We start from the raw sequence: 24917 nt of genomic DNA on the forward strand, positions 1-24917 counted from the left end.
ATTTAACAGCTTTTTCCAATTCTTCTCGGCTCTGTTTAATCTCAACTTGCAATTTGAGACCCATCACACTTGTACCAAATACACCCTTGTGAATAATTTAGCGCAGCTTCATACAGAAATGGTATTAGCTAGATGTAGATTGAAAACTTCATATCTTGCCCCTTCATGGGGTAAGTCCACAAAAAAGATATCATCAAAACGGCGCACTAATTCCGCAGGTAGCATTGACAAGCGATTGACAGTAGCAATGGTATAAACTGGCTCTTGATGCTCTTGCATCCAAGTCAACAAAGCAGCAGATAGCCGCCGTGCCACACCTCCATCTGCATTGGAATCCCAGCCAGCAAAGCCTTTATCAAAGTCATCCCAGTAGAGTACACAGGGAGAAAGGGAAGTCACCAAAGCAATAAACTCCTTTAATGCTCTGTCTGGATGACGATCGCCCAGTAGTACACCCCAATTAGCTGCTAACAGTGGCAATCCCATTTTCTTAGCTGCTAACTTGGCAGAAAGACTTTTACCAGTACCCGGTGGCCCCCATAAGAGCATTCCAGTGGGAAACTTCAAACCATATTGCTTTGCTTTAGGTTGAAGTAGACAGGTAATAGTTTCCAACCTTTTCTCCAGCAAATCTAATCCCCCGGCTGAAGGTACATCCGGTTGAGCAATGTATTCTAAACCCCGACCCCGCAGTTTGCTAACTTTATGCTCTAGCACTAATTGGGAGATTTCCTCAAGCTGCTCTGTAAAACTCAAAGATTGCTGTAGTAGCATATTGATCTCGCCTATGGGTAAACCCTGACAGGCACGAAAGAGCAATTGCAGTGCTGATGTTTTTTCTGTTGTCTTTAACCAAGAATTGCGATCGGTTACAGCGCGGCGATCGCTAATTTATGCTCTACGCTAGAAACTGATGGTAGAGAAATACCAGCACGAACTAATTTTGCCTCTCCTACTGGCCCCCACAAACGCAATTGTTGATTTACACAACGTTTTCCATCCTTGAGAGGGGCAATGATGTTGCCACAAACTTTAACATCTACGTCATACATCGGCGGATAATCAGGCACAGTTTGAGCTTGAGCTTGAATCGTATTCTTCTCATCCTTGCCACTGACATTTACAGTATTAGGGGTACAAGCTGTAGCTATACCTCCTATTACCAGCAGCCAAAGCCAGTTAACTTTGCAGGTAAACATCTGCTAAATCCTCTTTTACGATTGAGAAATTGACAACTAATTTTTTAACTTAAACCTCGTTCATTTTGAAACCTGGAGTTTTGAAGGAGAGTGTATTATTCGGTCGTGGCTTGAGTTCTGAGCTTTACTCTAATTCCAAAAAACTGTGGTTTTCAAGGTAGACGCGGTTTAGATACAAACTGGCGCTGATTGCTAGGTGATGTCCATAACGTGCAGAACCCGGATGAGGCTTTTCTGCTACTTGCTCCAATTTCCAGTGTTACCCCCAAACGCTTGACATCCTTAGCACAAGTAAGTTGACCGTTTTGGTCACGACTCAGCAAATCTTGATTCCATTGCATTAGGTTGTGAGCAAACTTACCTTCATTACTGGTTGCCCATTCCAAAGCATTGGCTTGGGCTTGTGTGAGTTGGCGTGGCCCAGCAGTATCTAGATGACTAGATTGATACCAGGACATTCCACCTACACTTACTACTCCGCCTACTCCAGCTGCAATTAATAGCAGTATTCCCGCAGCAATTAAAGAGGGAACTGAATGAATAGCACGCTCAAATTCAGTACGCCTAATTAATGCCGCCACTGACTGAGCGATCGCTTTTTGTTGACCTTTTACTGCTGCCTTTTCATATGTCTGGAGATGGTCATAAAGCTGCGTTTGCCATAGGTCAAACATTGCTTCCATTTCTTTGGGATTGTCTTCCAACAGTACTTGTAGCCTGCCAGTAGCAATCATCATCAGAAAAGCTGGATCATCAGGGTCAAGTCCGGTTTGGACTACTATTTCCCAAACCCTAGCTTTAAATGAATCATCTTTACCTCGAATGGCTAAATCTAGTAAAGTTGGGTAAGGAATTTGGCTCAGTCCTTTGCCTCTAGCGGCTACTGAATCCAAAAATTCATCGTCTAAATCGAGTTCTTCAGTGTGAGAATTACTCATATCTGTATTTGCTTTTGGCTAATTAGCGCCCTCGTACCCTACGCTCATTTGGTAATCCGATTTGATGGTGGGAGATGTCACCGAAACAGTTCTGAGTGCTGAGTAAAAAAGTAAAATTAATTGCACGGGCTAAACACTCCGCTACCGATAACAGCACTCCTGAATTAGATTACTTTTTGGTAGCAACTTTGCCGTTGACATTAGCATCATCAACTTTTTCTGTTGGGGCAGTAATTGAAGCTGTCGGAAGATTCCAAATTTTAGCTTTCTCAATTTCCTCAGAAGCTTTTTTGAGAAAATTGTGTAATCGCTGCTTACCCAATACACCTAACTCTCCATAATCTCTAGCCGCAGAAAAATTTATCTGATTGGCATCAAGGATATCCCGCTCTCGATAGCTGAACTTGGGAAAATTGATGACAGCTACTTTATGAGCTTTGATTAAATCCTGTAAATTCTTACGTCCATCTACATGTTTCCAGTCATCGCATAAACCATAATTGCGTACAAATATGTGTTTAATCTTGTTCTCAAAGCGTTCGAGAGATTGCATGAATAATTGAACGCTGTCATATCCACCACTACAAACAAACCACTTATATATTTTGACCTTATTTTTCCCAGTAAGTTCTAGGATTTGATTCCGCTCAATCCAATCAGTTACTGCTGGGTATACTTGAGCAGGTAAATTGACAATGACAGAAGTTGTTAGTGCTAAATTAAAAATTTCATCAGCATCGTAAGCTTTACGCTCTGATTCGCTAAAAACTGCTGTTTTATGATTGTCTGGATAAAATGCGCCTACATCTGGATTACTTTGGTCTGCTTCTACCAACTCATAAGGGAGTTTATTGTCAATGCAGTATTGCACCATAACCCGTGCAAACAAAGACTTGCCAACTCCACCTTTTTCACCATCCATGAAGTGAATTGCTGCCATCTTAAATCTCCTTTTTAATTTGACTAAATGTGCATTAATAAATACTTAAATATTCTCAAATATATTGTCTGTGTCATCATGGAAAGACCCCTCACCAGGGATGAAGTAATCAGAATCTATTTTGTGTTTTTGCTTGCTCTTACTATTGTTATTACTATTACTATTACTAATACCTTTGTTTTCGCCAATATTATCATCAGGATTAATGTGACTGAAATTACCTGCATCTAGACCGAACATAGTAGCAAGCGTTTGAGGATTGGTCATAGTGCTTATAGGCATAGGCAAAACATCACTTGATTTATGTGGTAATCCTAGTTCCATTCGCAAATAAGCCAAATGTTGTTCCAGGGCATGACAACAAATCAACCCTACCCGACGCAGTTCTTGATCGCTAATATCTACACCTGCATCTGCTTGTGCTTTGTATGCTAAAGGCAACCAGCACATTCGTAATGCCTGCAATACCATCTCTTTGCTAGAACGTGCTTCATCTCCCTGTTGCAAATATGTGATTAACTGTCCGTCTACTGTATTTGAGTAAGGATGGTAAGAAAATCTAAAAATTTTGCGCTGTCTATTAGTGTCATGATTTTTACGTAATTTATTATTAGTCATAGTTATGCCACCTTCTCCATTTGCGCTCTAAACCGCATAAACAAACCAAACGCATCAATCAACCTAAACGACAAAGCTTCCTGCTCTCGGAAAGTACGGTAATAATCATTACTTTTATCCTTGAATACTTCTTGTACCTGCTGCTGTAAGTCAGCACCCCAATAAGTTGAAATTTCTTGAAAACAGTCTTGTAACTCTTGCTCTAAGTACAATGCTGCGCCACCACTCAAAATTACCTCGTTCACCGCAGGTAAAGTTGATTCCAGCCAATCGTAAAGCCTAGACCAATACTCAGCTTTAGCAGTAGCAATGGCATTAACAATCATCTGCAATTCATAATCAAGATTTTTAGGTTCTCTGCTTTTGACCAGAGTGCGAATTGCTTGGTTATCAGTTGTGATGTCTGAACCAGCTGCATAGATGGCAGAGGTCAAAGCAGTGGCATCCTGCCCAGATGTGCGCTCAATTACTCGCTTTACCATTTGGTGAAAGCCCAACCCATTGGTATAACCCGCCGTCATCTTGCCCCGTTCAAATAATAGAAGGCTGGTATTGCGATGTCCGAACATCAGCACTGCGATGGTTTGGGCGTTAAACCATTCTTTACCATTCTGGCGTTGGCGAATCATTGCCAATCCCGCACCTTCGGGTAAGCACTCGAATCTCTCCAGTTTCACCCGCAACCTTTGACCCCGAAACCTAAAATCCTTGAGTGCAGACTGTAACTGTTGCTCAAATGCTTGGCGATTTTGATATTCACCATAGGGTAGTAGTGAGGTAAGTGATAGTGAAAACCTGTTAGGCAATTTGTTGTGTTGAGCGATCGCACCAATTACTGCTAGGGCTTTGTGAATTGAGGTTTCGTACTTGAGCTTATCGAGTCTGGCAGATGCTGAAAACTGCCGTGCGAGGAATCCAACTACCGTACATTGTGTATCACTATCTGTCGGACTTGACACCCAGGCTTCATCTGCTGGTTTAGGAGATTCAAGACCCTTGCGACTCGACATATAAGCGTCAATCGAACTTTGAGGCAATTTCAGCATTTCTGGTTCCATTGTCATCAAACATGGTTTGCCTTCAGTTGCTAGTTCGTAAACAATCTTGGTCAAGGAAGCACCAGGGTCAAAACTGACTATCAGATTTGACATTGACTGTGGTTGTGATTATCCATAAAAGCTGTTTTTAACTTAAATGCAAATATTGGCTGTGAACATCACTCTACTGACCATTTGTTGGAGCCAAATTTTAGCCAATTGGTTATTTTTTTTTCGTTGCTATTAATTAAGTCGTTACTTTTCTGCTAAAAAATTCAATTTAGAAAAGTGCGTCATTACAGATCCATGCCAGATCCACGAACGAGCCATTGCAGATTCATTACAGTGACAATGTTGATCCAATAGAGATCCATTTGTCTAAGATACGTATTCTATGTATAATTTTTATTTGCAACAATACTTAGCTATTGACAAAAATTATGCGATGAAAGATCCAATACAAATCCATTAGAGATCCATCACATATTCATCTAACAGTTGATTCGAGTAGCCCAAAAAAACCTTTGGTGAGTAGCAAGCTATGTTGCTGTCCGGACATTTTTTCTGGGGAGAAAAAACGCACCCCCCAGGTGCGGCAACAAACTTGCAGATAAACTGATTTCTGTAACTCATAAGTCAAGTGGAAATCCTCAAAGTTTTTCTGCTTAAATAGCCAACAAAAATCGTCGCTCCAGCAGGTCTATTTTGGCACGACCATACATCTGTCGCTTTAACATTTTTAGTCGATTAATATGCCCAACAACTTGGCCATTGCTGACTGACATAGTTACACCTGCTTTCACAGCGTCATAGTCTTCACGCAATCGTAAAGCATTGCGTCGATTTGCAGTCAGATTACTTTGGTGCATCTTGAGATAATAACTACCTACCTCAAACATTCAAAACTCTCTCCCGTACCGCCCTAGCCGCAGCCGACGCTATTTCTTCCCAATCTTCATAATTCAAAAATTCATGTAATAAATCGCGCAAAACTTCATGATTTTATAATTGCCTTGAGCGATGATGTAGAGGTTTTTTCTAATATTACTGTCACCTATACCCAAGGCAGCTAAATTAAACGATTGAGTGTCGATAATCAGGCAAACATTTAGTTCTCTACCGACTGTAATAATGGTGCTGATTTTCTTGAGGTAGGGCTGAAACCATGCTTCGTCCTTGCAAGTTTCGTAGATTGAATGCCAATCAGCTAGGATTAACCTGACTGGTTGATTATCAAATTCATGGCGGCGGTGTTCCGGTACTCGACGGCGTTGGTCGTAGCTGTTGTAAACTTGGTCAATGGCAGCCATCGCCAGTTGTGGTTCTAGGGGGTCAAATAAAAGTACCCGTCCTTTTTTGTCTAGCCCACAAAAACTGTCATTCTTTTGAGCGATCGCCCAGACATCAGCTTGGGGAAACCGTTTACTGAACCTGTTGAGCATATAGCTTTCAGTGACGCTCTTGCCAGCACCAGTGCCACCTACAATTAGGGTTGAGCGCTTTCCAAGATGCGATTTAAGGGTTCTAGGGTAGGGCTTGCATCATTCCTAGAAGTCTGATTTTGGGTTGGTTCAGAGATTTCACCCCCTGTATTCTCACTTTCTAAGCGTGCTTCTTTATCCCCCTAACCTTCTACTTTATCGCTGGGGTCAACTGTTCCTTGTAAAGTTTGGCTTCCTTGCAGGTATGGGGTTTTCTGAGACTTGAGAAAGTTGATGTACTCCTGCTTCTGTTGCTCGCTCATCCCAGCAGTTTCTGCTTCAAACACCGCGTCGTTGGCTGACATCTGGGTGATTTTGATTTCGGTTTCGCCCAAGATTTCGGCTTTTTGGATGTCTACCGTGTGGTCGTTGGCTATCATGTCGAGTGAGGTTTGTAACTCAACCTGCGCCATTGCGAATTCACGGTAATCGTCTAGCAATTGCGATGCCTGCGGCGGGCGTAGCCATCGCGCTTTAAGTTCTGCTTGTGCCACATCTCGTGTTTCTGCTATGGCTTGGAAGTTAGCCAGTTTGCGCTCGTTGTCTTGGAGGTGACGCAACATCCAGCCCGCAGTGGCAAACCCAACGAATGCACCCATCGCCCACAGGGGTTTGTGGGGGTTAGTAGCTTTGACCAAACCCTTGGGTGAAATACCCTCATTGGGTACAACAACCGTGGGCATCCCGTCTTTCTGCCACTGCTGCCAGTGCCATAAGGTCATGCGGTAGGGTCGGTTGTTATTATCGACACACCGTTGTCCTTGGTGGGGAGTGCGAATGCAAAAGTAAATGCGATCGCTCGCTTCCAGAGTCCACGAAGCAGCTGTACAGGTTACGCCGATGGTCACATTAACCACAACGCAGTTGGTTCTCTTATAGAACGGTCAGAGCAGGGTATTGAGATAAATATGCAGCCGTTCCTATGCCGTAATGTTAGCCGACAGCTTGAAAAGATTGAGTGGCAAGCTCAGTATTTTGCCAGTTGCTTACTGATGCCTCGATGTAAGTTAGAAGAAACACGAAAGGGACGTGACTTAACTAAGGAGTCTCACCTTGATGCAATGGCACATGAACTTGGAATAACAAAACGTAATTTGAAACATCGTTTAAAAGACCTTGACTGGATTCACATTCCTGAAAATTCTAAGCAAATTTATCTGGGTGATGCTGCACCTAGCAGGGAGACAGGTGCGTTCAGGTAAAAAGTGATGGGGGCAAACCCCCGCAAGCGACAACGCGCACACTTTCAGTAGAGTTTGACCGTGCCAATTTTAGATTGCCGATTTTAGATTAAAAATTATTTCGGTTCATGCCCCGCCCGTAGTGGGCGGAATAAATTCAAAATCCCCAAGCCCCGTACCCTTGTGGTCACTGCGTCTTTTTCTGCCAGTGAATCAGTAATTATAGTGTTCATGGATGTAATTGAAGCATCTGTTTGTGGGAACACTAAAGTAAAGTGTAGAGCGCTCGTCCTTCAACTCAAAAATTGGCTTCGGGTCTATGTGAATGTAGGTATAAATTAGGGATGCAACCACTCTTTAATCTGGGACAACTTGTATGTCTGCGTGCTGACCCCTCGAGATCCGGGCCAGTAATCGAGATTCTTCCACCAGCAGGGGGACGATCGCGTTACCGTGTCTTCCATTCACCCACTCAAATCCTGGAATACCATGAAGATCAACTGGTTGATGCTGGATCAACTGCAAAAACTACTGGATTATTGGAAACATTAAAAGCAGGACAATGGCTGGATGTACACGGCTTTCGTGCCAGATTGACAGCAGCAAGGCTTTCTCATCCACAAATTGATAATCTCTACGCCCTCCAATCAGCACGCATCAAGTTTATTCCCTTCCAGTTCAAACCTTTACTGCGTTTCTTACGTGCTGACCAGCCCCGCTTACTAATTGCTGATGAAGTTGGTGTTGGGAAAACTATTGAAGCTGGTTTAATACTACGGGAACTTCAAACCCGCCAACAGCTAGACAACATTCTGATTGTTTGCCCCAAAGCCCTCGTTAACAAATGGCGAGCTGAAATGCGCCGTTTTGATGAAGATTTTCGACCACTGACTTCAGAAACTTTTTCCTATTGCCTGCGGGAGACTGATTTAGATGGCATTTGGCCCTTGCAGTATTCACGCGCCATAGTCCATTTGGAACTCCTGAGAATTGATAAATATCTCAAGGGAATGAAGGGGCGACGGCCAAGCCCCGGATTAATGACACTTAATCCATCCCCCCGCTTTAGTCTGGTTATTGTTGATGAAGCACATCATCTTAGAAATACAGGGACTAGCTCTCATGAAGTAGTGAAATTTCTTTGCGACATTAGTGAAGCTGTGATATTTCTTTCCGCTACTCCTTTGCATCTTGGCAATCGCAACCTCTATACATTGCTCAATCTGCTACGCCCAGACCTGTTTCTTGATGAGACAGTGTTTAATGAAATGGTGCAGCCTAATCAGTATCTCAATCAGGCTATCCGGCATATTCGTAATCACGCTCCTGAAGATACTTGGCAAACTTCAGCACTCCAAGCATTGCGAGATGCTGCAACAACAACTTGGGGTGAGCAGGTACTCAGCCAAGATCCTCGATTTATGGACTGGTATCAAAAGTTTAGGGGTGGGGTAACGTTTACTGATGCAGACCGAATTAATTGTCTGCGGGATTTAGAAGAAGTGCATTCACTAGCTCATGTAATAAATCGTACTCGTAGACGGGACATTGGGAGATTTACAATTCGTGAGCCACACACGATTTCTGTACCCTTTACACCGGAACAGGAAGAGTTTTATCAGGCGTTGATTGAATTTCGTCGAGAAATGCTTTCTTTAGACTATGAAGAACAAGTAATACGGCTGATCACCGATACTTTAGAGCGTCAGGCGGCGAGTTGTTTGCCAGCCCTTGTACCTACACTCAATAAATTTATCTTGACTGGCAAATTTGCACTCTCTGATATTAGTGACGACATTGAAACAGAGGATGAGGATACTAAACTTCTCCCCTATTTGCTGGAGAAAGCCAAAAACCTGCGTAGCCTATCTGCTGCCTTGCCACCAAATGATCCAAAGTTAGAGCAGTTATTAAAAATAATAGAAGAAACATTAGAGGGTAAGGGTTCTGGCAAAGTATTGGTTTTCTCGTTCTTTTTGCATACCTTGGCTTATCTGCAAAAGCAACTGCAAGGTGCTGGTTACAGAGTAGAAGTAATTACTGGAAAGGTGGAAGATGCAAAAAGAGAACACTTACGAGAGCGATTCCGCTTGCCCCGCGACAACCCAGATGCACTCGATATCCTTTTATCTTCTGAGGTAGGTTGTGAAGGACTAGATTATGAATTTTGCGATCGCTTGGTAAATTACGATATCCCCTGGAATCCTATGCGGATTGAACAACGCATTGGACGAATTGACCGCTTTGGTCAGCAAAGCGATAAGGTACTCATATTTAATTTTGTCACACCAGGCACTGTTGAAGAACGCATTTTCTTCCGTTGCTTTGAACGATTGGGCATCTTTCAAGACACAATTGGGGATTTAGAGGAAGTGCTGGGAGATGTTGTACAAGATTTAACTCGTGTGGCACTTGACCCCAAACTCAGCCCCGAACAAGCTGAACAGAAAGCACAACAAATGGCAGACAATGTACTCCGCCTAGCAGAAGAACAGCATCGCCTGGAAGCAGAAGGTGGTTCATTCTTGGGGCTTGATGAGGGGTTTACTTCGGATATTGACACGCTAGTTGCTCAAGACAAATTTGTTTCTGCTGATGATTTACGCCAGCTGATTGAAATGTTTGTGGAACAGCCAACATTGGGAGGACAAATTACTGTTGATAGCCGGCATTCAGGACTCCATCGGCTACGCCTGAACAAAGATGGACGAGGGGAACTGCTTAAAAAAGTGCGATCGCTCAAACAGTCAGACCGTTCCACAGTTACTTTCACACGTTGGCTGGAAGGTGATGATCGTCATTGGCTATTCACCTTTGACCAGAAAACTGCTCTCGAACAGAGGGAGATTCCATTTATCACGCCGATTCATCCTCTAGCACGGGTGGCAATTTCTCATTGGGCGACTATAGATGAGCCACTCGTCACGCAAGTTGCTATTTATGATAATACAGTGCCACCAGGACAGTACCTTTTTGTTTGTGATCTTTGGGAAACGGTGGCTGTGCGCCCAGAAGTGCGACTAGTAGGAAATGCTTGCAATCTTGATAAATTGTGTTTTGCACCCGAAGTTTCAGACGCCCTAGTGCGATTGTTGACCCACGCTGTACAACCAGCAGAATATGTTAACTTCCCAACTTCTTTAGTCGATTCTGGTATTCAACAGCTTGATGAAACTGTACACCAGTATCGCTTAAATGAACTCTGTAAGTTACGAGAGAGAAACAATACGTTATTAAATTGCAAACTTGCTAGCCTTGATGCTTATTACCAAAATCGCATTCAGCGCGTAGAAAATGAACTAAATCAGGCTAAAGAAGAGGGGATTATTCGGATGAAAGAGTCAGAGCGATCGCGTATTCTACGAGATTACGAAAGCAAGCGTTCTGATTTAGAAAATCGCAGTGAAGCAGACATTATTAGTCAGCGAGTTGCCGTAGGAATTTTATTAGTACAAGGGGTGATCACAAATGGTTAGCAATTACAAACAAATTACAGAAGAAAATATTAGAAGATATGGTACTGATATAGATGAGTATGGGCCTGTCTTTCTTACTAGCTTGTACAGTGACAAAACGCACTTTATTTATGAATTACTTCAAAATGCAGAGGATGCAGGAGCTACAAAAGTAATTTTTAAATTATTTAATGACCGCCTTGAAGTTTATCACAATGGTAGATTATTTACAGAAGCAGATGTTGAGGGTATCTGTGGATTGGTGAAGAGTACCAAAAAGGAAGACTTAACAAAAATTGGAAAGTTTGGTATTGGCTTCAAGTCAGTCTATGCCTATACTGATTCTCCAGAAATTCACTCAGGTGATGAACATTTTTTTATTGAACATTATGTTAGACCTCATGCTGTAACGAGTGATGTTATTATATCTGGAGAATATACTACTCTTTTTATTATTAAATTTAACAAACAAGATTTATCTAAGGCAGTTGCTTACCAAGAGATTGAAACTCACCTGCGAAAATTCAATCCGCGCAATTTGCTATTTCTAAATTATATTGAAGAAATTTATTGGCATCTAGAAAAGGGACAGCAAGTAATTTACAAGCGAGACATTTTAGAACATGACGCTGGTTATAAACGAGTTACTATTAAGATAAATACATCTTTTGATAATACTCAAGAGACTTGGCTCATCTTTGCTAAACCAGTTCCTTCTCAGCTAAATCTCAAAGTTGAAGTTGCTTTTCTTGTTCAGAAAGATAAAAAAACTCAGCAAGAACAAATTGTTCCTGTATCGAATTCTCAATTAGTAGTTTTCTTCCCAACTGAAAAGGAAACTCATTTGAATTTTTTAGTACAAGGTCCTTATCGTACTACACCAGATAGGGCAAAAATTCCTCCTAATGATAGCTTTAACCAGAAACTAATTGAAATTACTGCTGATTTAGTAGCTAGTGTTCTTCCAAAGTTAAAAGATTTAGGATTACTCACCGTAAGTTGTTTACAAATTCTTCCCATACGTGCATCTGAATTTCCAGAAAATGCTATGTTTTATCCTGTATTTAACGAGGTATGTGAAGCCTTTCAAGAAAATGCCTTGTTGCCTACACCTGACGGACGTTATATTCCAGCTACACAGGCTAAATTAGCTCGAAGTGCTGCACTTCGTAAACTTCTTTCAGATACTCAATTACAACAGCTTTATGGAGATAATTACACATGGTTATCTGACGAAATATCTAGGAATACTACTCCTGAATTATGCCAATATATTAGGGATATTCTGAAAGTTGAAGAAATAGAACCTGACAAATTTGCTTCAAAATTTAGTCTAGATTTTATTACACAGCAGTCAGATGATTGGGTAGCAGAATTTTATACCTTCCTCATAGGTCAAGAAGCACTTTGGAAAGAAGAAACACATAGAAAAAATCCACCACTATTGAACAAACCTTTCATCAGGTTACAAAATAATAAGCACGTAACACCATTTGACTATCATACTAAAAAACCAAATGCCTATTTACCAACTGATGTACCAACAAGTAAACCAACTGTTAAAGTAGAAATTGTTGCAATTCCAGAAGCTAAAACATTTTTAGAAAGACTAGGTTTAGAAAAACCTAGTAGTTATACAGAAGTACGTGATCATATTATTCGTAAATACAAAGTATTAAAACAAATTGATGAAGAACAAAATAAAAAGGATATTCAAATAATTGAGGATGCTTTACAAGCATCGTCTTCTACAGAAAGAAAACAGCTTATAGAACAACTAAAAGATACACCATTTCTACTATCTATCAATGCAAAAACAAATAAACAGGAATATCAACCACCTGAAAAAATATATTTTCGTTCCCAGAGTTTAGAAATGTACTTTGAAGGTAATGAAGCAGCTTGGTTTCTAGATAATAATATTTATATTGACCGTGAACTGCTGATTGAGCTAGGTATTAGTGAGACAGTTCGTTGTTATTATAGTTCTCCTAATGCTCATGGTTACGTTATTATTTCTGACAGTAAAGGTAATCGTAAACGAGGTATTAAAGGATTTGATCCTAACTTTTCTATTGATGGTTTAGCTCATGCCTTAGAAAATCCTACATACGATAAGTCATCATATATATGGAATTATTTGTTGTTACCTAACCGACAAAAACTGAGTGGAGTAATAGAATCATCTAAACGTGTAACCTACCAAGATGCTCAAAAAGAAAAATGTTTTTCCAAAGTATGGCATCAAGTTTCTACCCAAAAATGGCTTCCTAATTCCCTACTAAAATTGTGTCAACCTAACACTTTATCTCTTGATGATGTATCTAAGGATTTTATTAGAGATGAAAAAGATGAGGATCTTGCAACTTGTATAGGAGTCAAACCAAGGGCTTCTCTGCTAGAAGAAGCTAAAAGAATAGGAATATTACCCGAACTCCTTGATTACCTAAGAAAAAACCCACGCAAGCAAAAGCTCTGGGTTGAAAAGTTAATTAAAGGTGCATCATCTGAAGAAACACGAAACAATGGAACAGGATCAATAACAACATCTAGTAATGGTACTTCGCCAGAACCAGAAACACCTAGCATTGACTACAGAACTGCTCTTAAAGAAGTATTTTCCCGCCCTGGTAAAACTGAATTAAATGAAGCTATAGAATCAAGTCCAGTTCCTAATCCTGAAGCTCGTTTTCAGAAAATACAAGATAGTATTCGCAATGATAAAGACAAAGAACCATCCATCATTGAAAGATTCAAGAAAATTGAATCTAAGAAATGGGAAGGTAAAAATAATAATATACGAACTGATCTAAAGGCAATATACGACGGTAAATGTCAAATTTGTTACGAAACTTTCCCGAAGCGAAATGGCGAACCATATTTTGAGGGAGTGTATTTAGTTTCTTACACAAAAGCAAGATGGATTGATAATCTGGGTAATGTTCTTTGCTTGTGTCCCACCTGTTGCGCTAAGTTCAAACATGGTTCAGTCGAGCTAGGAAATGATATTGAAGAGCAAATTAATTCAATTCCAAAAACAGGAGGAAAACTACACATTAAACTCTGTGGGCAGGATACATACATCACATTTTTGGAAAAACACATAATGCCACTTCAAGGATTGTTAAAGGAGGCGATAGGTTCAGAAAATTAGTAAATTAGTGGTGATAAACAACATACTTAAGTAAAATTACTTAATAAAATTACTTAAAATTTGCGTAAAATCTAGAGCAAAGAATGAATAGATTACAAATTGTATAGTAAGGTGAATTGTGTCAGTCAGAACAGAATTGCTACTTAATCTCAGACAGGAAGTTCTTGGACCCAGAGAGTCTTGCTATGAGGTACTGCCCAGCCAGCAAGATCCACGCAATGAATTTATCACTGGTGTCCTCATTCCCAGGGATGCCAGCGATGAAGATGCTAAAGAGATTGAGGGGGAAGCAGAAATATTAGGGACTGGAATGGACGACTATGGCGAGGATGAATCAGATCAAGATAGTCCTGTAGCTGCTGCTGCACCTGTCTTAGATCCAAAATCACAACCTCGTTCTTTAGGTATTTCTTTTATTGTTAGTGCTACGAAAGGGATTGAACCAACAATAGAAATTTGTGCAACTTGGGCGCGATATCGTTCTGAGAGGAATCCCCAAGGAAATCAGGTCTTTAAGCGAATTCCCAATTTTTATATCACCCCTGAACCGATTTCTATCACAAACAACTTAACGATCTCCGAAATTGACGCAGTTAAAATCACAATTCGGAGTGTTCCTCGCTCTGATAACACCTACAAAGTATCAATTTACCTAGTTAATGAGACTTCTTTAATTGACCCACTGAGTGAGTCGGGAAAGAGACGCTTTGAGACTAGCGACCTAATTTTTCAACCTCAAATTCGGGTTGTGACTGGAGAAAATGCAAAGCTTTTGCCTTTTGATAGTTTTCAGCCTTCTGATGAGACTCCTGAACTCGGAAGTCTTCAGGAAGAAGACGAGTCATTAGAATTGATATATCGAGAATATCTTGCGTATGCGCGGGGTCACTTGTGTGCAGCCATTTGGAAAGAAATAGACCCTGAGCGCCCCTGTAAAGAAGAAAATTTACTGCAATGGATTGATGGTTTTCCTGTACAGTTTAAATGTGGAAAACAGCAATGGCAGAAGTTTAGTCTGCCAGACTGTAGAACAGAATATGTACCTTGCTACCCAGTTGAATCCCCTGCAATTGATTGGGAATCTGAAATACAACAGACTCCAGACCTAAATACTGCTACTCTGGCACAAGCATGGAATTCAACCGTAATGCGTGCAGCATTACAGCCTCTAGTTGACGGTTATGCAGCCTGGATTCATCAACAACAAACTACGGTCAGTCAATTAGAGCCTAGATATCATCGAGCCGCTAATCGACATCTGGAAAACTGTCGCATAACTCAGCGGCGAATACAAGAAGCTATTGAATTAATTATTCAAAATGAAGAAGTAAGATTGGCTTTTTGTTTTGCAAATAAAGCGATTAATCTTCAGGCATCTTGGAGAAGACCAGGATATGATTTTACCTGGAGACCTTTCCAGCTAGCATTTATTCTAATGAATATCCCGGCGATCGCTAATCCTTTACATCCAGATCGCCAAACTTGCGACTTACTAGCTTTCCCTACAGGTGGGGGAAAAACTGAGGCATATTTGGGATTAGCTGCTTTCACACTAGGATTGAGAAGATTACGCTCTGGTAAAGATTCTTCTAAAGATCCAACTGGACAGGGTGTTAGTGTAATTTCTAGGTATACCCTGAGACTGTTAACAATTCAACAATTTCGTCGCGCTTTAGGCTTAATTGTTGCCTCAGAAGTGCTACGAGTTGAAAACTTAGGAATGGGTTCTCCAGTGGGGTGGCGACCGAAGGATTGTCAGCGCAACGACCATCATATTTGGGGAACGACTCGCTTTTCTGTGGGACTATGGGTTGGTGGTAGCGTAACCCCTAATCGCTTGAAAGATATATACATTCCCAACAGTAATCCTTTGTTAGGTGCTATTTCAGCATTGGAAGGCAAAACAGGAGTAGAAGGCGACCCATCTCAGATTCTTAACTGCCCTTGTTGTGGGTCAATCCTAGCCATACCAAGAGACGGATTACTAGGAGGAAAGACACACACAATTCATTTAGTTATGCAGGGGGCAGTTGCTAACCCATCAATTTATCACCAAACAGAAAACTGGGAAGAACTTGAATCCGAACCGATTTTTTCTTCTGCTCCTATTGTCAATTCTAGTAACTATATAACCCTTTCCCTAAGTCTGAACATAAAAAAAGGATCAAAACTTTCAGTAGGGAAGCTGGAGGGATGGTGGAGAGATAAAATTCAGCCCCAGTTAAACTCTTTAAATTTAGTCCCTTTTAGAATCAGCCGACCTGGATATTTCAAGAGAATTTATATAGGAACAAACAAAGGAAAAGAAAATGTAGAGAACTTTGAAATATATTGTCCCTATCCAAATTGTGAACTTAACAGCCAAAAAGTTTGGAATGAAAAAGTTCCTCTTGAATTTAATAAAAAATTTGATAAACAAACTATTGCTGCTGATAAATTTGTCTGGGAACAACCTCTTGAAGCTTTTAAAGGGTACACTAACTCATCCTCAAGCTTCTCTTCAAGAATTCCAATTTCAGCCTATACAGTTGACGATCAAGTTTATTCCCGTATTCCTTCACTGTTAGTAGCTACAGTTGATAAGTTTGCCCGTTTAGCCTTTGAGCCAAGAGCAAGTGCGCTCTTTGGAAACATCAATCATTACAATAGCAGGTCTGGATTTTATCGTGATAATGCAGGGGCTAGCGATCCTAAAAGCCATAATAAAGCTGTCAATCCACTCCTGCCACCTGACCTTATTCTGCAAGATGAACTTCATTTAATAGAAGGGCCACTTGGTAGCATGGTTGGGCTTTACGAAACAGCAGTCGATACTCTATGTGAACGAATGTATCAGGGTCAACTTGTCAGCCCTAAATACATTGCTTCCACTGCAACAGTGCGACAGTCTCAATCGCAAGTACAATGTTTGTTTAACCGCTCTGTTTTTCAATTCCCGCCTCCTGCTTTATCAGCGGACAACAGTTTTTTTGCTCGAACACCAAGGAATGTTCATCCATTAGAGATAGATGCTAATGGCAAGCATCCTAGTGGTCGCCTTTATGTAGCTGTTTGCGCTCCAGGGAAGGGCGCTCAAACTCCTATTGTTCGCATCTATTCATCAATGTTTCAGAGCATTGAGCAACTGAAACAGGCAGGATATAGCGATAGTGACTGCGACCCATTTTGGACGTTGGTAGGCTACTTTAATGCGATTCGGGAATTGGCAGGTGCTGTCACACTTTATCGTCAAGACATTCCTGAACGACTGCGGCACAATGCAGATATTATGGAAGTGACCGGACGAGAACTAGAAGAAGCGATTGAACTTTCCAGTCGTATGGATTCTACTGAATTACCTGGTTTACTTAGCAGCCTGTCACTGCCATTACCAGATGCCAGAGATGCTGTTTTAAGTACTTCCATGTTCGGTACTGGTGTTGACATTGACCGCTTGGGTTTAATGGTGGTTAATGGTCAGCCAAAAACTACTTCATCTTATATCCAAGCTACAGGTCGTGTCGGTCGTTCAACTGGAGGGCTGGTGATTACTTTCTTTAGGGCCAGTCGTCCCAGAGACTTAGATCATTATGAATTTTTCACTGGCTATCATAGGGCGATTTACCGTTATGTGGAGCCGATTACAGTGACTCCCTTTGCCTCTAGAGCCAGAGAACGGGGGATGGGGCCAGTAGCAGTGGCATTACTGCGACAAGCTAGAACAATTCAGGGAGTAAATGTTGTATCTCAATGGGCGGCGGATGCTAGCCACATTGGAATTGGAAATGCTCGTAACTCAGATGAGTTGAGATGTATCACCGAAGTTATTAAAAGGCGATCGCAAATTCAGCTAGAAACCAGAAGACCACCAGAAGACCAAGTTAATCGGGAGGCGCAAGGAGGATTTGACCGATGGGAAACTACTGCACAACAAGAAAATAATTTAGTTTATGTAGAGTACGCAATTAACAAACCTCCTACAAAGTCTGTTGTGTTAGGAGATGACCAACATCAGCAACAAGGTTTTACATTTGTCTTTCGCAACTCTCCCCAGTCTTTACGTGAAGTCGAATCTATGACGCGCTTTGGCTATATTCAATGAATCAGCAAAATCAAGCCAATCAAGGAAAAAGTTAAATTATGGCAAGTAAAGGTCAATCTTTGCGTCCTTCACAATACATCACTACCTTTGGACCAGGTAGTATTCTAGAAACACCAGATGGTCCGGTGGTGATTGCAGCACCCAGCCAATCCAAATTATTTGATAATGGGCGCAGACCGGAAGATTATGAAATCACAGACTTGAGGCTGTCCCAAACCTTGCTCAATGGCAATAAAATTTTCTATATTCCATCCAATGCTGATTTAGGAAAACCTGAAAGCATTTCAGTTTACCAAACTTACCATTTTCCCACTTGGTCTTTATGTACAAAACATGGGATTCTCTATCAACATAGAAGAGAGGAAAAAGTTGGTTGCCCAAGTTGTGGACAACTACAAAATTCTTATAAGGCTTGGGAGAAATCTCGTGAGGAGGCAGTCAGATTTGTTCTAGCTTGTTCTCATGGACATCTGCATGAAGTCCCGTGGCGCTCACTGATAAAACATAAACGCGAATGTCAGGGAGCAGACTTTTACAAATGGGAAGGGGGTGGAGGTGCAATCAGAAATATTCAGATTATCTGTCCCAATTGTAGCGGAGCAGAAAACTTTGGGAAAGCTTACTCTAGAGAGTTTCAATGTAGTGGTAGATTTCCAGAACGAAGAGAAGATCCAGCAGGATGTGAGAAACGAGCCAAAATTATTCAGCGTGGTGCTGCTAACTTAAGGGTGTCTGAACTCCGAACTGCCCTAACAATTCCACCATTAGATACCGCTCTACATCGCTTGCTACAATGTCGAGCTATTCTTGCTGCTTTGCCTATGAAGATAGAATCCAAATCCCAAATTATCCAGATGTTAGATGATTTGGTGACAAAACGACTTTTAAACCAAACATCTGTTGAAACTATTAAGCGATACAGTGAACGAGAAATCCTTGATGCTGCCAATGATGTTCTTAATGAACAAACAAGACAACACAACGCAACTGAAGAAAACCTGAAACAAGAAGAGTTTAAAAGTCTGAGTAACGCTGCTTGTTATGGCGCTCCACCGCATCGTTCAGATAAACCTGGTGGTCCAAATCAGTTTGAAGTTTACCACGAAAATGTGGAGACATTCACGTTAGATTCAGGACGAATTTTACGGGTTACACCGCTTAGTCGCTTGCGGGTGGTAATGGTACAGGTTGGTTATACACGACCGATTAGCACAGATAAGGATGATCCACAGCCTAAAGTTGTCCCTGTTGAGTATAGACCACCTGATGAAAGTATCGCTTGGCATCCAGGTGTTGAGTTATTTGGTGAAGGTATTTTTTTAGATTTGATATCTACAGAAGAACCAAAAGGCATTTCAGAACATTTTCCTTTAAAAGGGTCGGCTTATAGTCGTTGGTTGTCAGCTTATAACTCCACTGATGGCTACCGAAAAATTAAGGCTATGCCGGGATCTCAAACGAGTTATTTACACCCTGTTTTTGTCTGGTGGCATACACTAAGTCATCGTTTAATTACAGCACTATCAGTGGATTCTGGTTATTCGTCAGCAGCTATTAGGGAACGAGTTTACACCTACACGGAAAATAATAAGACCGTTGGTGGTTTACTACTTTATACAGCCCAATCTGGAGGGGATGGTACATTGGGAGGACTAATCGGTTTAGTGCCTCATTTTGAACGTATTCTTAAGTCTGCTCTACGCAATGTAGATGCTTGCTCTAATGACCCAATTTGTATTGAAGAAGAATTTGGAGAAGATAGAGTTAATGGCTCTGCTTGTTATGCCTGCCAGTTCATTTCTGAAACTTCTTGCGAACACAGAAATACTTTACTTGATAGGCAGTTGCTACTGGAAAATTTACCATGAATCATGTAACTATATTTACCTTGGATGGAGACAGGGATATGCTCAGTTAAATCGATCTTGAAAGATAGAGGTTAACACTATATCTAAGTGCTTTGATAGTATTATCACTTTTCTATCTATAATTATTGCCAATTTAACTAGCTAATGACTTGCTTTGTAAGCCTTGATCTGCTCAACAATAGGTCTGGCGATCGCCTCAGCCAAAAAAGGGGGTACAGAATTACCAACTAACTCAAACATCCTAGTCATAGGCGCATCAAATACAAAGTCATCAGGAAAACTTTGAAGTCTAGCAGCTTCTCTCACAGAAAGGCTTCTAGTTTGAGTTGGATGAATATAAGCTAAACAATCTCTTTGCATATGTGCAGTTAATGTCCATGAGGGTTCATTCCACTTCAAACGTTTATACTTATCATTAAAAATATCAGAGCGATAGCGTCTAACTGATTCGGGCAAGTCTTTATATTTACCACCTTGAGTCAACATTTCAAATATAGCTAGGTCTTTTTCGTTATGAGCGCGACATATATGATTCATAACACCCTCTCCCTGTTGTTTTCTAATCCTCATCTTCTCTTGATACTCAGACTGGGGCGGACAATTATATGGCATTTCAACGTCAACCTGCTTTGGTCCCGAAATTTTACTCCTCAAAGCCATAGATACAGGTTTAAGTTCTGGTAAGTCTCCAATAGCATCTCCTACTGAAATTGGACGGACTATATTTCTTTGAGGGAACTCAAAACTCAGGTTGGTATTTTTGCGCTTACCAACAATAAACAGGCGTTTTCTAAGTTGAGGAACACCATAATCAGAGGCAATTAATATCCTTGGTTCAAAAAGGTCATAACCTGGATAATCATGCTGATGAACAGGTAATCCATTTTCTAACTCTCGAATAATCGTTGGAAATATTTTATTGCTTTTAAGTGTATTGACATTTTCAATTACAAAAAAAATAGGCTGATAATAATTTAAAAAATCAATAAATATTTTGTATAAGAAGTTCCTTGGGTCATTTCTTACCTTTAATTCAGGATCATTTCCTCGCTGTCGTTCTAAAGACTTCATTTTACCAATACCAACAACTGAAAATCCTTGGCAAGGTGGTCCTCCAATTAAAATATCAACTTCACCTGGTTTAATCGGAAGCTCTAAAAAATCAACATTTCTGACATCTTGAGCATCCAGTTCCAATCTACAGTTCGGAAAATTTCTATGATGTGTCCTGATAGCATGTGGATTATTGTCAATTCCTCCCAAAATTTGACAGCCAGCATTCTGAAAACCTAAACTCATTCCACCTGCACCGCAAAAGATATCGAGTACAGTGGGATATTCAATTTTCATCTGAACTTTCTTTGACATTCACGCTGAATTTTATGTATTTTTTTTTGACCAGATCAGATTATTATATTTTTATTTCCTTTCATCGGTAAAAATAAAAATAGAATTTTTTTTGAATGTTTAAAACAAATTACCATTGAACAAGCTACAAATTAACCAGAATAAAAGGGTTGCAATTCAAGACAACCACCGCCCAGCTTGAAAAACCGCACGCTTTCCGAAGGTAGTGGGAGAGATTGTAGCTTTCATGCAAGTCCAAAGAGCGCCAAAACACCACACCACAACCTTTACTGTATAAAAATGCGTTTAATCGACTAAAACAGCCGCCTTGTGGTTCTACCTTCTGGCAGAACCACAAGGCGGGCATCTACGGCAACATACGGATGATCGCAATCCTGCTAGAGTTAATTTTAGATTTTTGCGTACTCAAATACTTAGTCAAATAGTACAGAACTGCCAGAGTGAAGACAGTGTTTTGATTTTTGCGTACTCAAATATCCAAAAAACTAAAATAGACAATCAACCACCAAACTCAGGTACAGTAATTAATAAAATCGAAATTTTAAGTTTTTGCGTACTTAAAATTTCAGATTTTTAAAATTTCAAGTTTTCAGCAGTTTAAAACTTTACTGCCTGGAGGTATCATGATTATCACAGTCGCTTCGTTCAAAGGAGGGGTGGGCAAAACTACAACAGCCGTCCACCTAGCAGCTTACTTACAAACCAAAGGGGAAACATTACTGATTGACGGCGACCCAAACCGTTCTGCTAGCGGTTGGTCAAAACGTGGCGCTCTGCCCTTCAAAGTGATTGATGAGCGGCAAGCTGCAAAGTATGCGAAGAATTACCAGCACATTATCATTGACACCCAAGCAAGACCGGAACAGGAAGATTTAGAAGCACTTGTGGAAGGATGTGATTTACTTGTGCTTCCCACTACCCCGGATGCTTTATCACTTGATGCCCTGATGCAGACTGTTACTACTCTCAATTCGTTAGGTGCTGATAAATTTCGCATCCTTATTACTCGCGTTCCACCTAAACCCCGGCGAGATGGAGAAGAAGCAAGGGCAATGTTAACTGAGGCTGGATTACCTCTATTTAAGTGTAGTGTCCGTGATGCAGTTGCCTTTCAAAAAGCCGCGTTAGCTGGTGTACCAGTTAACAAAATTTCTGACCCACGCGCCAAAATTGCTTGGCGAGATTATCAAAGCATCGGTCAGGAGGTGATGAAGTGAGCAAATTCAAAGGTATTTTGGATGCAGCAAAGGGTCGTGAACCTGAACCGGAGCCAGAAAATCAAAGCCAGGAAACAGAAATTCAATTGCCACAAGTTCAACAACCTGAAAAGGTAGAACGAAAGCCAGTTGCCCAATTGCAAACCGAACCGCCAAAACGGGGACGACCCAAAGCCAAACGCTCTGACCCTGACTATGAGCAGGTAACTGCTTACATTAAAAGAAATACTCACACAGCAGTCAAAATTGAACTGTTAAAGTCCAGTCAGAATGGCGAAAAGCGGGAGTTTAGCGAACTTGTTCAAGATTTGCTAGAGCAATGGCTAAATTTGCGTACCTGAAGTTTCAGATATTCAAAAACTTGAAAAGTTAAATTTTTAGATATTTGAGTTTTTAACTATGTGACTTCAAGGCGATGCCTACGGCGGTAAACTACGCAGTCCAGTAAAAGCTGAAGGGAGCAATGCGATTTTGTGAGGTGCTAAAACCAAGAACGGAAATAGGTATTTTGGGATGCGATCGCAACGAAATAAACCTGGTTTTATTGAGAATATGGCGATGTAGTTGATAATTAAACCCCGATCTCACATTTTCGCATTGCTCCCAAGCTGAATGTGGCGATGCTTGTTGGCAAGCCACTGCGCGTCTATGTATGGCTTGCACTGCTTCTCAAAATCCTTATTGAAAAATCCATCTGGGAGGTACTGCCCCTCAATAATCTGTGTTATCAGCACAGCGCCTCACTTTTCGGCTTCAGGTGGAAAGCGGAAGATGGAGGAATTGAACCCCCAGGTGTTACCCTGCTCTAGTTTTCAAGACTAGTTGCCCTCCCTTGAGCAGCATCTTCCATTGAGGGGTATCTGACGGGGCTTGAACCCGTTATGACTGGTTCCACAAACCAGCGCCGCGACCGCTTTGGCTTCAGACACCAAGAGTGGATTCGGTGAGGCTTGAACTCACAACCTCCTGTGTGCAAAACAGGCGCTCTCCCAATTAGAGCTACGAACCCATGAGCAGGAGTGGTCGTTACAATTAGAGAGTGCAAAAAGTACGCTTTTTGCACTCCTCATTTATGCGATCCAATTTTCCTTTAGCGGCATCTGACACTTGTGCAAAAACCTTTGTAAAAAAACAAAGTGCATTTAATTAAGAGGACTGGTTCGCTTTTCTATCTGCCACGGGCAGCGTTCACAAAGTGAGTCCGAAATAGCAACTTTTACTGACGAGAACTCTATGATAGACACGTTGTTAAAATGCACATTACGGCATCATAGAAACATTACGTATCCAGCCTGCTCTCCTTCTGTGCTTCAAGTTCGGCGACTGCCGTATCCAGTTCCAGCTCCAATTGTTCCACCGTAGGCAGGATGCCTTTAAGCTGGTCTGGAACGTCTTGTCCTATCTGGTGTGTAGAAACGCCGATAGGCTGCGTCATTCCTTGGAGTGCCAGTTCGGCAACCGTCTTGTTTTTGGACTTGCAAAGAATGATGCCGATGGTAGGCTGATCATCAGGATGCCGCAGAATAGCGTTCACTGCGGACACATAAAAGTTCATTTTCCCCGAAAATTCCGGTTTAAACTCCACCATCTTAAGGTCAATGATGACATAGCAGCGCAGCTTGAGGTGATAAAACAGGAGGTCAAGCCTGTATTCCTGTCCGCTGACCTCCAGAGGATACTGGCTTCCCACAAACGAGAACCCCGTTCCCAGTTCCAGAAGAAAGTCACGAATACGCTCCACGAGCGCCCGCTCCAAATCCCTTTCCTGCGCCTCTTGGCCCAAGGTCAGGAAGTCAAAATTATACGGGTCTTTGATAAGCTGCTGCGCCAGATCAGATTGGGGTTGAGGCAAGGTCTGGCTAAAATTGGTGACTGCACTGCCTTGGCGTTCATAAAGACGGCTCTCAATCTGCATCTCCAGAATGGCGCGGCTCCAGCCGTTTTGGGTCGTCTGCTGGATGTACCACACCCGCTGCTCTGGCACTTTTACGCGATCCAGTAAAACGCAGTTATGCCGCCAGGGAATTTGTCCACCAAGCTGGTGGACGAATGACTCATCCGGGTAAGCCTCTGCAAAAGCCCGCATATAGAGCAGGTTTGTACGGGAGAACCCCTTTATATCCGGGAACTCCCGTTTCAAGTCTTTAGCCAGACGTTCAATGACCTTCGTTCCCCACCCTTCATCCTGCTGGCGTTGTAAAATCTCCCTGCCGATCTGCCAGTAAAGGAGTACTAACTCCTTATTAACAGCAAGTGCCGCCTGCACCTGTGCGGTGCGAATGCGCTGTTTAAGGGTGCTTAGAAAAGCGTCATAGTTAGTCAGTTCAGGAAAAAGGGAATCGGTCACAAGTAGAAGAACGTATCGGGCGGTTACTGTATT

The 24917-nt window shown here is 41.5% G+C and carries 19 protein-coding genes and 2 tRNA genes; 7 read left to right on the forward strand and 14 right to left on the reverse strand.

The annotated features are described in order from the left end of the window. Positions 1-108: 108 nt before the first annotated feature. The 9 genes from AC1F2U_RS30950 to AC1F2U_RS30990 all read right to left on the reverse strand — a co-directional run bounded on the left by AC1F2U_RS30950 (position 109) and on the right by AC1F2U_RS30990 (position 7070). Positions 109-774: an ATP-binding protein gene (locus AC1F2U_RS30950; RefSeq protein ID WP_480264601.1), complete on the reverse strand. Its 666-nt coding sequence runs from the start codon at positions 772-774 to the stop codon at positions 109-111. A 95-nt stretch (positions 775-869) separates the two neighbouring features. Continuing rightward, positions 870-1199: a hypothetical protein gene (locus AC1F2U_RS30955; protein WP_480264602.1), complete on the reverse strand. Its 330-nt coding sequence runs from the start codon at positions 1197-1199 to the stop codon at positions 870-872. A gap of 152 nt (positions 1200-1351) precedes the next feature. Further along, the gene (locus tag AC1F2U_RS30960; RefSeq protein ID WP_480264603.1) at positions 1352-2137 is read right to left on the reverse strand and encodes a DUF6753 family protein; all 786 of its coding nucleotides are present in this window, start codon (positions 2135-2137) and stop codon (positions 1352-1354) included. 169 nt (positions 2138-2306) lie between these two features. Continuing rightward, positions 2307-3077: a P-loop NTPase family protein gene (locus tag AC1F2U_RS30965; RefSeq protein WP_480264604.1), complete on the reverse strand. Its 771-nt coding sequence runs from the start codon at positions 3075-3077 to the stop codon at positions 2307-2309. 45 nt (positions 3078-3122) lie between these two features. Beyond that, entirely contained in the window at positions 3123-3695 is a 573-nt protein-coding gene (locus AC1F2U_RS30970; RefSeq protein ID WP_480264605.1) for a hypothetical protein, read from the reverse strand. Between the two features lie 2 nt (positions 3696-3697). After that, the gene (locus AC1F2U_RS30975) at positions 3698-4846 is read right to left on the reverse strand and encodes a ParM/StbA family protein (protein ID WP_480264606.1); all 1149 of its coding nucleotides are present in this window, start codon (positions 4844-4846) and stop codon (positions 3698-3700) included. Positions 4847-5397: 551 nt separating this feature from the next. Further along, positions 5398-5631, reverse strand: coding sequence for a hypothetical protein (locus AC1F2U_RS30980; RefSeq protein WP_461919144.1), 234 nt, complete (start codon positions 5629-5631; stop codon positions 5398-5400). A 63-nt stretch (positions 5632-5694) separates the two neighbouring features. Then, positions 5695-6174 (reverse strand): P-loop NTPase family protein, encoded by a 480-nt coding sequence (locus AC1F2U_RS30985; protein ID WP_480264607.1) that lies wholly within the window; start codon positions 6172-6174, stop codon positions 5695-5697. 182 nt (positions 6175-6356) lie between these two features. Beyond that, complete coding sequence (locus AC1F2U_RS30990; protein WP_480264608.1) at positions 6357-7070, reverse strand: hypothetical protein; 714 nt, start codon at positions 7068-7070, stop codon at positions 6357-6359. Between the two features lie 51 nt (positions 7071-7121). Here AC1F2U_RS30990 and AC1F2U_RS30995 point away from each other — a divergent pair, with 51 nt between their 5' ends. The 5 genes from AC1F2U_RS30995 (at position 7122) to drmB (ending at position 19952) form a co-directional block, all read left to right on the forward strand. Next, entirely contained in the window at positions 7122-7415 is a 294-nt protein-coding gene (locus tag AC1F2U_RS30995; protein WP_480264609.1) for an ImmA/IrrE family metallo-endopeptidase, read from the forward strand. A gap of 323 nt (positions 7416-7738) precedes the next feature. Further along, positions 7739-10870, forward strand: a complete 3132-nt coding sequence (locus tag AC1F2U_RS31000; RefSeq protein ID WP_480264610.1) for a DEAD/DEAH box helicase — start codon at positions 7739-7741, stop codon at positions 10868-10870. Further along, complete coding sequence (locus AC1F2U_RS31005; protein ID WP_480264611.1) at positions 10863-14003, forward strand: sacsin N-terminal ATP-binding-like domain-containing protein; 3141 nt, start codon at positions 10863-10865, stop codon at positions 14001-14003. Before AC1F2U_RS31000 ends, AC1F2U_RS31005 begins: the two co-directional genes overlap by 8 nt. A gap of 118 nt (positions 14004-14121) precedes the next feature. Further along, positions 14122-18084, forward strand: coding sequence for a DISARM system helicase DrmA (drmA, locus tag AC1F2U_RS31010; RefSeq protein WP_480264612.1), 3963 nt, complete (start codon positions 14122-14124; stop codon positions 18082-18084). Positions 18085-18122: 38 nt separating this feature from the next. Then, on the forward strand, positions 18123-19952 hold the full coding sequence (gene drmB / locus AC1F2U_RS31015; RefSeq protein WP_480264613.1) for a DrmB family protein: 1830 nt from the start codon (positions 18123-18125) through the stop codon (positions 19950-19952). Between the two features lie 141 nt (positions 19953-20093). Here drmB and AC1F2U_RS31020 read toward each other — a convergent pair whose 3' ends face one another. Beyond that, entirely contained in the window at positions 20094-21302 is a 1209-nt protein-coding gene (locus AC1F2U_RS31020; RefSeq protein ID WP_414571794.1) for a DNA cytosine methyltransferase, read from the reverse strand. Positions 21303-21943: 641 nt separating this feature from the next. Here AC1F2U_RS31020 and AC1F2U_RS31025 point away from each other — a divergent pair. Both AC1F2U_RS31025 and AC1F2U_RS31030 read left to right on the forward strand, forming a co-directional pair. Continuing rightward, positions 21944-22537 (forward strand): ParA family protein, encoded by a 594-nt coding sequence (locus tag AC1F2U_RS31025; RefSeq protein ID WP_480264614.1) that lies wholly within the window; start codon positions 21944-21946, stop codon positions 22535-22537. Then, positions 22534-22878, forward strand: coding sequence for a hypothetical protein (locus tag AC1F2U_RS31030; RefSeq protein WP_480264615.1), 345 nt, complete (start codon positions 22534-22536; stop codon positions 22876-22878). Before AC1F2U_RS31025 ends, AC1F2U_RS31030 begins: the two co-directional genes overlap by 4 nt. A 91-nt stretch (positions 22879-22969) precedes the next feature. Here the strand turns inward: AC1F2U_RS31030 and AC1F2U_RS31035 are convergent, their stop codons facing one another. From AC1F2U_RS31035 to AC1F2U_RS31050, 4 genes are all read right to left on the reverse strand, one after another. Beyond that, positions 22970-23200 (reverse strand): hypothetical protein, encoded by a 231-nt coding sequence (locus tag AC1F2U_RS31035; RefSeq protein WP_480264616.1) that lies wholly within the window; start codon positions 23198-23200, stop codon positions 22970-22972. Between the two features lie 102 nt (positions 23201-23302). Beyond that, positions 23303-23385 (reverse strand) — tRNA-Ser (locus tag AC1F2U_RS31040). An 87-nt stretch (positions 23386-23472) separates the two neighbouring features. Further along, a tRNA-Ala gene (locus AC1F2U_RS31045) sits at positions 23473-23546 on the reverse strand. 270 nt (positions 23547-23816) lie between these two features. Beyond that, positions 23817-24884 (reverse strand): PDDEXK nuclease domain-containing protein, encoded by a 1068-nt coding sequence (locus AC1F2U_RS31050; RefSeq protein WP_480264617.1) that lies wholly within the window; start codon positions 24882-24884, stop codon positions 23817-23819. Positions 24885-24917: the final 33 nt, after the last annotated feature.

This window comes from Nostoc sp. LEGE 12454, from assembly GCF_056620565.1.

Coding starts and splice junctions, on each gene's coding strand:
- AC1F2U_RS30970 (WP_480264605.1), bottom strand. CDS start 3,695: ATGACTAATAATAAATTACGTAAAAATCATGACACTAATAGACAGCGC.
- drmB (WP_480264613.1), top strand. CDS start 18,123: ATGGCAAGTAAAGGTCAATCTTTGCGTCCTTCACAATACATCACTACC.
- AC1F2U_RS30965 (WP_480264604.1), bottom strand. CDS start 3,077: ATGGCAGCAATTCACTTCATGGATGGTGAAAAAGGTGGAGTTGGCAAG.
- AC1F2U_RS31025 (WP_480264614.1), top strand. CDS start 21,944: ATGATTATCACAGTCGCTTCGTTCAAAGGAGGGGTGGGCAAAACTACA.
- AC1F2U_RS30985 (WP_480264607.1), bottom strand. CDS start 6,174: ATGCTCAACAGGTTCAGTAAACGGTTTCCCCAAGCTGATGTCTGGGCG.
- AC1F2U_RS30955 (WP_480264602.1), bottom strand. CDS start 1,199: ATGTTTACCTGCAAAGTTAACTGGCTTTGGCTGCTGGTAATAGGAGGT.
- AC1F2U_RS31000 (WP_480264610.1), top strand. CDS start 7,739: ATGCAACCACTCTTTAATCTGGGACAACTTGTATGTCTGCGTGCTGAC.
- AC1F2U_RS30950 (WP_480264601.1), bottom strand. CDS start 774: ATGCTACTACAGCAATCTTTGAGTTTTACAGAGCAGCTTGAGGAAATC.
- AC1F2U_RS30995 (WP_480264609.1), top strand. CDS start 7,122: ATGCAGCCGTTCCTATGCCGTAATGTTAGCCGACAGCTTGAAAAGATT.
- AC1F2U_RS30975 (WP_480264606.1), bottom strand. CDS start 4,846: ATGTCAAATCTGATAGTCAGTTTTGACCCTGGTGCTTCCTTGACCAAG.
- AC1F2U_RS30980 (WP_461919144.1), bottom strand. CDS start 5,631: ATGTTTGAGGTAGGTAGTTATTATCTCAAGATGCACCAAAGTAATCTG.
- AC1F2U_RS31005 (WP_480264611.1), top strand. CDS start 10,863: ATGGTTAGCAATTACAAACAAATTACAGAAGAAAATATTAGAAGATAT.
- AC1F2U_RS30960 (WP_480264603.1), bottom strand. CDS start 2,137: ATGAGTAATTCTCACACTGAAGAACTCGATTTAGACGATGAATTTTTG.
- AC1F2U_RS31020 (WP_414571794.1), bottom strand. CDS start 21,302: ATGAAAATTGAATATCCCACTGTACTCGATATCTTTTGCGGTGCAGGT.